Origin of the sequence: Pedobacter sp. R20-19, from assembly GCF_000708265.2 — a bacterium.
GTDB lineage: Bacteria > Bacteroidota > Bacteroidia > Sphingobacteriales > Sphingobacteriaceae > Pedobacter.
Genome location: NZ_JCKI01000001.1, coordinates 328,045 through 340,748 on the forward strand (window position 1 = coordinate 328,045; position 12,704 = coordinate 340,748).

The window sequence follows — 12,704 nt, forward strand, 5'->3', positions numbered from 1 at the left end:
TTAAAGCATTTTAATGGTAAAAAAGAAAATAGTAGCCCTTTCTACTTACCTTTCTGAGTTAGCTGTACAAGGCATACAAGAGAAAAAAGGAGAAGATATCGTGCGGTTAGATCTTAGAAATATTCACACTTCAGTAGCTGATTATTTTATTGTAGCAAGTGCCAACTCTGGCACTCAGGTTAAAGCAATTGCAGATAGTGTAGAAAAAGAGATATATAAGGCCACCCAGGCCGATCCAAGACATAAGGAAGGTCAAGAATCTGCTGACTGGATTATTCTCGATTATTTTGATGTGGTTGTACACATTTTTAAAACAGAAAAGCGCCACTTTTATGGCATAGAAGAATTGTGGGGAGATGCTGAAAGTACAAATTACCAAAGCGCATAACCTATTAGAACCATTTTGAACAAGACAATGAACGATAATCAGAATATAAACGACAGTAAAAAAATAGGAAGAAAAATACCTAACATTCCTAAAAAACCACAAAAAGGGCCAAAGTTTAATGTTTTCTGGATTTATGCAGCTATCATTATTGCTGTTATTGCAGCTCAACTATTATTTTCAGGTGATGGTGGCAAAAAAGTAGATTACCCGGAGTTTGAAAGCAAAATGCTTTTAACCGGAGATGTAGAACGCTTGGTTGCTTATCGATCAGAAGATTTAGTAAAGGTAGAGGTTTATATTAAGCCTGAGGCACTAAAAAACAAACCTGAGTATAAAAAATATAAAAGTACAGGTACATTTTCTGCTGTAAATACAGGCCCAACGGTATATTTCAATGCCGGTACGATGGATGGATTGGACAAGCAATTGGCCGAATCACAAAAAAACCTTCCTGCCGGGCAAAAACCAATTCTGGCAGAAAAAGACAGCCGCAGCAATCCATTTATGGGTTTACTGGTTAACATTGGTCTTCCATTACTGCTTTTAATCGGCTTTTGGATATTCATGATGCGCCGCATGGGCGGTGGTGGAGCTGGCGGAGGTCAGATTTTCAGTATTGGTAAATCAAAAGCAACCTTGTTTGACAAAGAAAGTCAGGTAAACATTACATTTAATGATGTTGCTGGTTTAGAAGAAGCCAAACAAGAGGTGATGGAAATTGTCGATTTCCTTAAAAACCCTAAAAAATATACTAACCTGGGCGGTAAAATTCCTAAAGGAGCATTATTAGTTGGTTCTCCTGGTACAGGTAAAACTTTATTGGCGAAAGCTGTAGCAGGCGAAGCACAGGTACCATTCTTCTCTCTATCTGGATCAGATTTCGTGGAGATGTTTGTGGGTGTAGGTGCATCACGTGTTAGAGATTTGTTTAAACAAGCGAAGGACAAGGCACCTTGTATTATCTTTATTGATGAGGTTGATGCCATAGGCCGTGCACGTGGAAAGAATAGTGTAATGGGTGGCAATGATGAGCGTGAAAACACCTTAAATCAATTGCTGGTTGAAATGGATGGTTTCGGAACGGACTCGGGCATTATCATTCTGGCAGCAACTAACCGTCCTGATGTATTGGATTCTGCTCTTTTACGTCCAGGTCGTTTCGATAGACAAATTTCTATTGATAAACCAGATTTAGTTGGCCGTGAACATATTTTTAATGTTCACTTAAAGCCTATTAAAACTGCAGAAGAAGTAGATGCTAAAAAGTTATCAGCGCAAACACCAGGCTTTGCTGGTGCTGAAATTGCCAATGTTTGTAACGAGGCTGCATTAATTGCTGCACGTAAAAACAAAGAGCAAGTTGATATGCAGGATTTTCAAGATGCCATTGACCGTGTAATTGGTGGTTTAGAAAAGAAAAACAAAATTATCTCTCCTGAAGAAAAACGAATCGTTGCTTATCATGAAGCTGGTCATGCTATTGCAGGTTGGTTCCTGGAGCACGCAGATCCATTGGTTAAAGTTTCCATTGTTCCTCGTGGAGTAGCTGCATTAGGCTATGCTCAATACCTACCTAAAGAACAATTTTTATATACTACCGAGCAATTAACAGACGGTATGTGTATGACAATGGGCGGGCGCGTTGCAGAGGATATTACCTTTGGTAGAATCTCTACCGGCGCACAGAATGATTTAGAGCGGATTACCAAGCTTGCATATGCCATGGTAAGTATTTATGGAATGAATGAAGCGGTAGGAAATGTTTCCTTCCATGATCCTCAGAATGAATATAATTTTAACAAACCATATTCTGAAAAAACATCAGAATTGATCGACGTTGAAGTTCGTAAATTGATTGGTGATGTGTATATCAAAACCAAGCAGTTACTAATAGACAAACAAGAGGGTTTAGAAAAATTAGCACAAAAATTATTAGAAAAAGAGATTTTATTCCAAGCTGATTTAGAAGAAATTTTGGGTAAACGCCCGTTTGATACGCGTACAACTTATGATGAATTCGTAAATGGAACGGGTGATCAAAGCCCTGCAGCTGAAGGACTGATACATGACGGTGTGAGCGATACTGATATTAACAAAGAGGTTAATGGTTTAAATCCGGCATCAGAAAAAGAGTAATAGTGGCTATGCGTTAAATTGCATATCAACACAATTATACATAAGTTTGAACCCTTGAGCCTTTAAAAGTTCAAGGGTTCATTTTTTTATCCCTATGAAAGATAATACGACAGCAAAAGAGCAGATCTTAAAAAAAATAAGAAAAGCACTTTTAGAAAAGCGTGAAAATCCTTATCCAAACTTGGAAGAGAGCCAGTTGTATAAAAAGAATACAGATGAGCTCGAAATTCTATTTGCCGAGCAATTAACAGCGATATCTGGTAACTTTATATTTTGTGAAGATGGGATTGATTTTTTTGAAAATATGCTACAGCTGGCCGACAAGTTCAGGTGGCGCAAAATATATTGCTGGGAACCCGAACTTCAGGATTTTTTAACGAAATATGAATTTCCTTTTTACCAGACAGATAAAGATTTTGAGCAGGCAGAAGTCGGTATTACACTTTGTGAAGCTTTGATTGCCCGCAATGGAAGCGTGATGGTGAGTAACCAGGGCGCTGCCGGCAGAAGACTGAGTATTTTTCCGCACCACCACATTGTAATTGCTAAAACCAGTCAGCTGGTATTAGATCTTAAAGATGGTTTTCAACTGTTGAAGAACAAATATGGTAATCAAATCCCTTCCATGATCAGTAATATTACAGGCCCAAGTAGAACCGCAGACATTGAAAAAACACTGGTTTTAGGTGCCCATGGTCCGAAAGAACTTTTTGTATTTATGATTGATGATTTAAGTTAAGTTTAATTGCTCAATCATCAGCAAATGATAACATCAGAGATTTTTTCAGAAAGCCATATCTCTTCAATAGAAACGGAAATACTTTCCCTAATTAGTGATAATTACACTTCACAACAAATTGCCGAAAAATTATTTATTAGTTTAAATACGGTTGATACACACCGTAAAAACATGGTTCAGAAGTTAAATGTAACTGGCAAAAGCGGATTATTAAAATTTGCGATAGAAAATAAGCATCGCTAAAAATTTATTTATTTTCGTTATCCGAATATAATTGATATTTTTATACTACATACCGTTTTAGTATGCGGTATTATAATTTATGAGCAAAGCAATAAATACGGTAATAACCGGTACAGGGAGTTACATTCCTGAAAATATAATTTCTGGTAATGAATTCTTAAATTCAACTTTTTTTGAAAATGGAAACCGCATCGAAAAAGATCCGGCTGAGATTATTCACAAATTCTCTGAGATCACCGAAATCGTAGAACGAAGATACGTTGGCGAGCAGCAGTTGAGCAACCATATTGGTGCTAAAGCAGCAGAAAAGGCTATTGAAAACGCAGGGATCGATAAAGAAACATTAGATTACATCATCTTTTGCCATAATTTTGGAGACATTCCTTTAGGCAGTAATCGGACGGATATTCTTCCATCACTAGCCGCAAAGGTAAAGCAACAATTGGGTATTTTAAATCCAGACTGCGTAGCTTATGACATTATATTTGGCTGCCCGGGTTGGGTTCAGGGTTCTATACAGGCTGACTATTTTATTAAAAGTGGAGATGCCAAAAGGGTTATGGTAGTTGGTGCAGAAACTTTAAGCAGAATTATAGATCCACATGACCGTGACAGCATGATTTTTTCAGATGGTGCCGGCGCAGTAATCTTTGAGGGCAAAGAAGAGGAAGGCCAAAAGAAAGGGATCATCGCACATAAAACAGAAACCCATGCGGTTAACTATGGTAATTTACTTACGATGGGCAAAGGTGCGCATCCGGAAGAAACAAATGGTAATCTCTATTTGAAAATGAACGGACGTAAGTTGTACGAATTTGCAGTGGTTCAGGTTCCTCAAGTTATAAAAAAGGCAATTGATAAGACCGGATTAAGTGTAGAAGATGTGAATATTGTTTTTGTGCACCAGGCCAATGGCAAGATGGATACGGCAATAATGAAACGTTTATTTAAGCTTTATGGCAAAGATACAGTTCCGGAGAATCTGGTTCCAATGACCATTTCCTGGCTGGGCAACAGTTCCGTTGCTACAGTACCTACACTGTTAGATTTAGTTTTAAAGGGTAAAGTTAAAGATTATAAGGTTAAAGCAGGAGATGTTGCTGTTTTTGCATCAGTAGGTGCAGGGATGCATATCAATGCCTTTGTGTATAGGTTTTAATTACCCAACCTTTTTAGTCCTGCTTTAGCCTGGCTTTCAATGCTGCTTTCATATTCATGGTTTTTCATGGAAATGGCAGTATTGAAAGCCTCTCTTGCTTTAGCAACATTCTTCTTTCTTTCATATACTTTACCCATTTGCATTGCAGCATTTGCTGCAAAATAATATTTTAAGCCTTTACCTTGATTAATCGTTTCCTGATAGGCGACTATAGCCTGATCATCTTTATTTAAGCCATCATAAACCCTGCCCAAACGATAGTTAAATTCTGCCTTATCCTTATCACTTGAATAATCTAATGTCTTTTTATCTGCTAAAATTTGTAATGCCCTTGTTAAGTAGCCACCATCAAATAACAATCTTGTTTTTAACAAATCTACCGGAGGAGCAGGAGCAGAGGCTTCATTCTTAGCTTGCTTATCCTTTTCATTGTAGAGGTAACCATTATTTACCGCTTTATTTGCATAACTATTATAAGCAGATTTATCTCCCTTTAAAAGCGCTATCCAAGCTAGATGAAGATTGGCATCCTTAACCCAGTTAACGCCTTTGTTCGTCTGTAAAAATCGGTTAAAATAAACACTAGCATTAAGATCGAGTTTATTTAAGTGAGCAATGCCTTCTAAGTAATCAAGATAAGGAAAGGGTTGATAAATGCCCCCTTCAGGCTTTCTGGCTAGAATCTGTATCGCTTCATCATTATGTGCATTTTTTAAACAAACATAACTTTGTAAGTAGCTTTTTAAAAGACTCGTATCAGCTATACTTTTTGTATATTTCATTGTTTTAGCATAGGCTGATGGGCTATGGGCAACATCTGTTAGTACATAGGCATAATAAAAAACCACCTCATCATAAAAAGGGTCATAAGATGATTTTGGCAAATAATCAGCCAGCTTTTCAAACATATCAAGACCACTCTGAAGATTCCCTTTAATACCAAAGGTTGAGAGTGTTGTTTTTAATACCCCATCAGGAAGATTGCCCAGAACAGCATTAATCAGGCCTAACCCCTTAAAATTAAGTTGAAAATCAGGGAACTTTTTTCTGTTCTCCTGTAATAAACTATTGGCCTTTTTAACCTCCATTGCTGCATTAAAATACTCACCAAAACGGCCGCGAATTAGCGCCCATTGCAAATTGATTTCGGCTTGCGCATATAGATAATACGGTGAATTCTTATCGTCATCACTAATCTGGTCTAAACGTGCTGACTTATTGCCTTTCAATCGATCAAAATCTGACTTACTTTCTGAGGTTAACAAAGTAAAGTAGTCAACATAGTTTTCCAACAGGGGAATAATAGCGTTATTAGGATGTTGTTTCTTTTCAGTTGAAATATAAGCTCTGGCATTGCCAAGCTTTAACTCGAATATACTTTTATAAGCCTTCAGGCAATTGCTGTTAAAATCAAAGTTAGCAAAGAGGGAGGTAGTATGAAATATGAATAGCGCAGAAAGAACAGTGAAACGCTGTATTTTAGTCATTTGTGGTAATATTTTAATTTATTGATGGCCTGAGCGATAAATGAATAAGACTTAAACGTTAGAATGTTTTTCTTGTTTTATACATAAATAAAAAACGTCCCGATTTTGTCGGGACGTTTTTAAAAAAATTTCTATAAGTTCTGATTAACCTTCTGCAACTTCATGAGTTAAAGCTTCATCAACCAAGATACGACCGCAGTGCTCGCAAACAATAATTTTTTTACGCTGGCGAATATCTAATTGGCGTTGAGGTGGAATCTGGTTAAAACATCCTGAACATGAATCACGATCAATAGTTACTACTGCTAAACCATTCACTGCATTTTTGCGAAGGCGTTTATAAGCTACCAATAAACGCTCCTCAATTTGAGGCTCTGCCTTATCTGCTTTCTTTTGTAAATCCTGCTCTTCTTTTTCAGTTTCAGCTGTGATTACATCAAGCTCACCTTTTTTAATTTCTAAATCTTTTCTTCTTCCTTCTAATTCAGCTTTTGCAGCTTCATAGATTTCAGTTTTTGAAGTAATTTCAAAACCGTGCTCTTTAATTTTTTTCTCAGAAACCTGGATATCCAAGCCTTGAATCTCAATTTCTTTAGTTAAAGCATCGTATTCACGATTATTTTTAACTTCTTTTAATTGAGTATCATATTTTTTTATGGAAGACTGCGCATCTTTTATCGTGTTTTTACGCGTTACGATTGAATCTTCCAGATCATCAAGTTCGGCCTTAATTTTTGAAATTCTGGTTTCTAATCCTAAAACATCATCTTCTAAGTCGGCAACTTCCATTGGTAATTCGCCACGTACCTGACGGATTTTATCAATTTTGGTGTGGATATTCTGTAATTCGTATAAAGCTTTTAGCTTTTGTTCTACGGTTTGTTCCATTAAAACAAGTAATTTATGGGGTTTGTATTTTGCTCCGTTAAACGGATTGCAAAGTTAGTAAATTTTTTCTGAATAATTTCAACCAATAAATTTGAGGTAAATTGTTCAGTTTCAAAGTGTCCGATGTCGGCAATGATGATTTTTTCTTCCGCATCAAAAAAATCATGGTATTTGAAATCAGCGGTAATAAAAGCATCTGCGCCAGCGGCAATCGCTTCTTTTAACAGAAAACTTCCGGAACCCCCGCAAACAGCTACTTTTTTAATTCTTTTTCCGGTTAAAGCAGTATGTCTCACCACTTTTGCATGCATCCTATCTTTCACCAGGTGTAAAAAGTCGTAAGCATCCATGTCATATTCTAACCAGCCCAACATGCCCGAACCAACCTGTTCGTGTTTATTTTCCAATTTATAAATATCGTAAGCTACTTCCTCGTATGGATGATTTTCAAACAACGCAACCAAAATTTTTCTTTCGGTCTGAGCGGGATAAACCATTTCAATTCTGGTTTCTGCTTCCTGGTGACGAACGCCTTTTTCACCAACGTAAGGATCAGAATCTTCATTGCCTTTAAATGTTCCAAAACCATCCGCATTAAAGCTGCATTCACTGTAGTTCCCAATACTTCCACCGCCTGCATAAAATAAAGCTGAACGCAATTGTTCTGCCTGCGCATGTGGGCAATAAGTAACCAGTTTTTTTAACAACCCAGCCTTAGGCGAAAGTACTTTTGTACCACTTAGGCTGAGGCGTTCGCAAATGCGGGCATTTACACCAGTATGTACACTATCTAAATTGGTATGTATGGCATATAAAGCAATATTATTTTTAATGGCCTTCAGTACCACACGTTCTATATAGGTTTTTCCATTTAACTTTTTTAATCCCTTAAAAATAATGGGATGATGGGTAATAATCAGATTAAAACCTGTAGAAATGGCTTCATCAACAATGGCCTCAATGCAATCTAAGGCAACTAGGGCTGCTCGAATATCCATATTTGGATCGCCCACAATTAAACCCGAATTATCATAATCTTCCTGATAATTCAACGGTGCAATACTTTCTAAGTAATTGGTGATTTCGGCTAATTTCATGGTATAAATATAGAATATTTCGGGTTTTGTTTAAAAGGAATATTGTCCAAATTGTTATTTCGAACCTATTGAAACCCGCAAGGCTCAGCAAAGTTAAATCTTCAAGATGGATACTTTTAAGATCGCTCCATTTTACTGTGCAGCAATGGAAACACTCATCGGTAGAAACAAAAAGCCCGCAAACCCGATTCTTCATCAGGTGCGGACTTATAGTGTATATCGGCACAAACGTTAAAAAGTATTACTGTCTTTGCTTTTCAAAATTTATAATCATATTTACTAAGTCTTTTGTTTAAAGGGCTTTAAAAATGCTATTTAGCGTTTATTGAAATCCACCGCCCATTCTTACCATTTGCAAACTTTCAAAAACAGCTTTTTGATTGTATTCAAATGCCAGGCTTTTATGGTTAATTACATCTACAATGGTTCCAATCATACACAAACCACCAGTAAAGAAGTATAAAATACCCATTCCAATTTGTCCGATGACGAATCTGTGTATCCCGGCGAAGCCTACAAAACCAATTAAGGCCAGTAACAAAATTTCTGAAGGTTGTTTTCTTCTGCTGCCGTAAATCATTAAAAAATTACGCAATTGCTGCTCATTTAAACCTGTTGTTGCTTGTTGTAAATAAGCATATTCTTCTGGCGTTATACCTGGTAACGACATTAAAGGTGATTGAAATATATCCATGGTTTCTATGTATTTAAGGTTAAAGTTTTAAATTTTCTCTTATTTCTGATTAATGTATAAATTCTATAAACTATAATTAAAAGTGCCGGAAGCCCGAACCAATGTTCGGAAAAGCTTTCGGTAAACTCACCATGAAAAATATGGCTGATTGACCTGCCCAATCCACACCCAGGACACCAGCCCTCATAGCCTAAATTGGCAAGCGGACAAAGTGTAAAGTGATGCTCATGACCATTTGCTGTTGCCAGTAACACTAAAGCCACTACCCAGAACGTTAGTTCTAACGGGAAGTTTTTAATGTATTTCATGCTTTCAATTTATGTATTTTAGAGGATTTGAAACTTGCTTTGTTACATGGATGGACGCCTATTCGACAAACTGCAGATATAATCCGACGAATCAGTACCTGCACCCGAACAAACTTAGCACAAACTTAAAAAACCTTTAACAAAATTGCAGGTTAATATTAAAGATAAGCTTATTTTTGTGCCTTGAATATTCGTGATTTAATAAACAGATATAAAACCGACGATCGGGTAACTGAGTTTACCAAAGCGTTAAACAGTACTAAAAGCCCGAAGATACAATTAAAGGGATTGGTGGGTTCTGCCGATGCCATTGTTGCACTTTCTTCTTACTTTTTACTTCATAAACCAATGCTTTTCATTCTTCCGGATAGGGAAGAGGCTGCTTACTTTCAATCTGACCTTGAGAGCGTTTTGGATAAACAGGTTTTACTATTTCCTTCATCATACCGTAAATCTTTTGATTTTACCCAGGTAGATACTGCCAATGTATTGGCTCGTGCTGAAGTACTAAATGAACTTAATCACGATTCGGAATATGGAAAAATTGTGGTTTCCTATCCAGAAGCCATCGCTGAAAAGGTGATCGATCGCTCTGCGTTAGAAAAAAACACATTGGAAATTAGCCTCGGCGCTAAACTGGGAATTGATTTTATTAATGAATTTTTAATTGATTATGATTTCGATCGCAGGGATTTTGTTTACGAGCCTGGTCAGTTTTCTATCCGTGGTGGTATTGTAGATATCTTTTCTTTTTCTTCGGATTTGCCTTTTCGCATTGAGTTTTTTGGCGATGAGGTAGAAAGTATCCGCAGCTTTGAAATTGAAAGCCAGCTTTCGGTAAATAGTGTAAAATCTCTTACGATTGTTCCAAATGTACAAGCCAAATTCTTAACAGAAAGTAACATCAGCATCCTCGATTATATTGATCAGGATACACAGCTTTGGTTAAAGGATGTTGAATTTACTTTAGATATTGTAAAAGCTGGTTATAAGAAAGCTGTAGAACTTTGGAAAGCACTTTCACTGGCAGATAAGGCACAAAATCCAGAATGGATTGATCCAAAGTTTGCTTTTAGTGACGAAAAATTACTGGGTGACCATTTACACGATTTTCCGTTAGTGGAGTTTGGAAAACAGTTTTTTTATAAAACGGATGATCGGTTTGAATTTGAAACCAAACCACAGCCATCGTTTAATAAAGATTTTAACCTGCTTATTCATAATTTAAAGGAGAATGAAAAAGCTGGAATTGTAAATTTCATCTTTACCGATTCGCCGAAACAGATTGAACGTTTATATGCCATTTTGGATGACATAGATAAATCGGCCAAATTTACCCCAATTAACAGCATGTTACGTGAGGGTTTTGTTGATCCTCAAATTCAAACGGCTTTTTATACAGATCACCAGATTTTTGACCGTTACTATAAATACAAGCTTAAAAAGGGTTATCAGAAAAGTCAGGCCATTACCCTTAAAGATTTACGGGAATTAAAATCAGGCGATTACGTTACGCACATTGATCATGGTATTGGAAAATATGCCGGATTAGAAAAGGTGGAAGTAAATGGCAAAACGCAGGAAATGATTCGTTTAATCTATGCCGATAACGATTTGCTTTATGTGAACATTAATTCACTCAACCGCATTGCAAAGTATAGCGGAAAGGAAAGTGGAGTTCCGAAAATGAATAAACTCGGTACTGACGCCTGGGATAAGCTTAAAAAAACTACAAAAAAAAAAGTTAAAGACATTGCCCGGGACCTGATTAAGCTTTATGCCTTAAGAAAAACTCAGGCAGGAACAGCTTTCTCTCCCGATGGTTATTTACAAACCGAACTAGAGGCTTCATTTATTTATGAAGACACACCTGATCAGCTCAAAGCTACTCAGGATGTAAAAAAGGATATGGAAGCGCCACATCCGATGGATCGTTTAGTTTGTGGCGATGTAGGTTTTGGCAAAACAGAAATAGCTGTTCGTGCAGCTTTTAAAGCAGTTGCCGAAGGTAAACAAGCTGCTGTTTTAGTGCCAACAACTATTTTAGCTTTACAGCATTTTAAAACTTTCTCTTCACGGCTGAAGGATTTTCCGGTTACGGTAGATTACATTAATCGTTTCAAAACCAATAAGCAGATTAAAGATACACTGGCAGAAGCCGCAGCCGGAAAGGTTGATATTTTAATTGGCACCCATCGCTTGCTCAGTAAGGATGTGAAGTTTAAAGACTTGGGTATCATGATTATTGATGAAGAACAGAAATTCGGCGTAACTGCTAAAGAGCGTTTAAAGGCCGTTCGTGTAAACGTAGATACTTTAACACTAACCGCTACACCAATTCCAAGAACGCTACACTTTTCATTAATGGGCGCCCGTGATTTATCTATTATCAGCACGCCACCACCAAACCGTCAACCGGTAAGTACCGAATTGCATGTATTTAATGATAAACTGATTCAGGAAGCTGTTCAGTTTGAATTAGACCGCGGCGGACAGGTTTTCTTCATTCACAATCGTGTAAATGATTTAATGCAACTGGGCGGAATGATTCAAAAACTTGTACCAAAAGCCAGAATTGGTATTGCACATGGAAAATTAGATGGCGATGCCCTCGAAGATGTAATGCTTGATTTTATCAATGGTGAAAAAGATGTTTTAGTTGCAACCACAATTATTGAGGCTGGTTTAGACATTCCGAATGCCAACACGATCATTATTAATCACGCACATATGTTTGGGCTAAGTGATTTGCACCAGATGCGTGGACGTGTAGGCAGGAGCAATAAAAAGGCTTTCTGCTATTTGTTATCGCCACCACTTTCTACGTTAACATCTGAGGCTAGAAAGCGCCTAAGCGCAATTGAAGAATTTTCTGATTTGGGCAGCGGTTTTAACGTGGCCATGCGGGATTTGGATATACGTGGTAGTGGAAATTTACTCGGTGCCGAACAAAGTGGCTTTATTGCTGAAATAGGTTTTGAAATGTACCATAAAATTTTAGATGAGGCCATTCAGGAACTGAAAGAAGCAGAATTTAAAGGCTTGTTTGAGAATGAGCCAGAACGGCCATTTGTTGGCTTCACACAGGTAGATACAGACTTAGAGCTATATATTCCTGATGCCTATATTACCAATATTACCGAACGTTATAACCTGTATACAGAACTTTCTAAATTAAGCAATGAAGCTGAACTAGCCATTTTTGAAAAACATTTAGCCGATCGTTTTGGTCCGGTTCCGCCACAGGTAAAAACCATGTTGAGTGTGGTGCGTTTGCAATGGTTTGGAAAGAAACTTGGCTTTGAGAAAATTAGCTTTAAGAAAAATAGCCTGCGAGGGTATTTCTTAAGTGATAAACAATCGAAGTATTTTGATTCCAATACCTTTACCAGAATTTTAACTTTTGCTCAGAATCATCCAAGAATGTGTAATTTAAAAGAAGTTAAAAATACTTTACGCATTGCTTTTGATAATGTAAGTACCGTTGAAGAAGCCATTCAAACTTTAGAACTAATCGATTAAAAACCTTAATTCAGTCAGTCGGCTGACTGAATTAACGTTAATT

Annotated in this window: 11 protein-coding genes; 6 read left to right on the forward strand and 5 right to left on the reverse strand. The window is 37.1% G+C overall.

The window, feature by feature from the left end; genetic code table 11:
• Positions 1-13: 13 nt before the first annotated feature.
• From rsfS to AN34_RS01480, 5 genes are all read left to right on the forward strand, one after another.
• Positions 14-388 (forward strand): ribosome silencing factor, encoded by a 375-nt coding sequence (gene rsfS / locus AN34_RS01460; RefSeq protein ID WP_029281534.1) that lies wholly within the window; start codon positions 14-16, stop codon positions 386-388.
• 27 nt (positions 389-415) lie between these two features.
• Positions 416-2,524 (forward strand): ATP-dependent zinc metalloprotease FtsH, encoded by a 2,109-nt coding sequence (ftsH, locus tag AN34_RS01465; protein WP_036676326.1) that lies wholly within the window; start codon positions 416-418, stop codon positions 2,522-2,524.
• Between the two features lie 94 nt (positions 2,525-2,618).
• Entirely contained in the window at positions 2,619-3,263 is a 645-nt protein-coding gene (locus tag AN34_RS01470; protein ID WP_029281538.1) for an LUD domain-containing protein, read from the forward strand.
• Positions 3,264-3,287: 24 nt separating this feature from the next.
• Positions 3,288-3,506 carry a response regulator transcription factor gene (locus AN34_RS01475; protein WP_051666150.1) on the forward strand — a complete coding sequence of 73 codons (219 nt, stop codon included), beginning with the start codon at positions 3,288-3,290 and terminating at the stop codon, positions 3,504-3,506.
• A 79-nt stretch (positions 3,507-3,585) separates the two neighbouring features.
• Positions 3,586-4,665: a 3-oxoacyl-ACP synthase III family protein gene (locus tag AN34_RS01480; RefSeq protein ID WP_029281545.1), complete on the forward strand. Its 1,080-nt coding sequence runs from the start codon at positions 3,586-3,588 to the stop codon at positions 4,663-4,665.
• On the opposite strand, the gene AN34_RS01485 is transcribed toward AN34_RS01480, so the two are convergent.
• The 5 genes from AN34_RS01485 to AN34_RS01505 all read right to left on the reverse strand — a co-directional run bounded on the left by AN34_RS01485 (position 4,662) and on the right by AN34_RS01505 (position 9,139).
• A complete protein-coding gene (locus AN34_RS01485) occupies positions 4,662-6,152 on the reverse strand; it encodes a tol-pal system YbgF family protein (RefSeq protein ID WP_029281548.1) in 1,491 nt (496 codons plus the stop codon). The two genes, AN34_RS01480 and AN34_RS01485, sit on opposite strands and share 4 nt — an antisense overlap.
• Before the next feature lie 144 nt (positions 6,153-6,296).
• Positions 6,297-7,040, reverse strand: coding sequence for a zinc ribbon domain-containing protein (locus AN34_RS01490; RefSeq protein WP_029281549.1), 744 nt, complete (start codon positions 7,038-7,040; stop codon positions 6,297-6,299).
• Positions 7,040-8,137: a Nif3-like dinuclear metal center hexameric protein gene (locus AN34_RS01495; RefSeq protein ID WP_029281551.1), complete on the reverse strand. Its 1,098-nt coding sequence runs from the start codon at positions 8,135-8,137 to the stop codon at positions 7,040-7,042. The genes AN34_RS01490 and AN34_RS01495 overlap by 1 nt, the downstream gene beginning before the upstream one ends.
• A gap of 322 nt (positions 8,138-8,459) precedes the next feature.
• A complete protein-coding gene (locus tag AN34_RS01500; RefSeq protein ID WP_029281553.1) occupies positions 8,460-8,831 on the reverse strand; it encodes a TM2 domain-containing protein in 372 nt (123 codons plus the stop codon).
• 5 nt (positions 8,832-8,836) lie between these two features.
• A complete protein-coding gene (locus tag AN34_RS01505; RefSeq protein ID WP_029281555.1) occupies positions 8,837-9,139 on the reverse strand; it encodes a DUF2752 domain-containing protein in 303 nt (100 codons plus the stop codon).
• A 183-nt stretch (positions 9,140-9,322) separates the two neighbouring features.
• Here AN34_RS01505 and mfd point away from each other — a divergent pair, with 183 nt between their 5' ends.
• Positions 9,323-12,661, forward strand: coding sequence for a transcription-repair coupling factor (gene mfd, locus AN34_RS01510; RefSeq protein ID WP_029281557.1), 3,339 nt, complete (start codon positions 9,323-9,325; stop codon positions 12,659-12,661).
• The last annotated feature ends 43 nt before the right edge of the window (positions 12,662-12,704 follow it).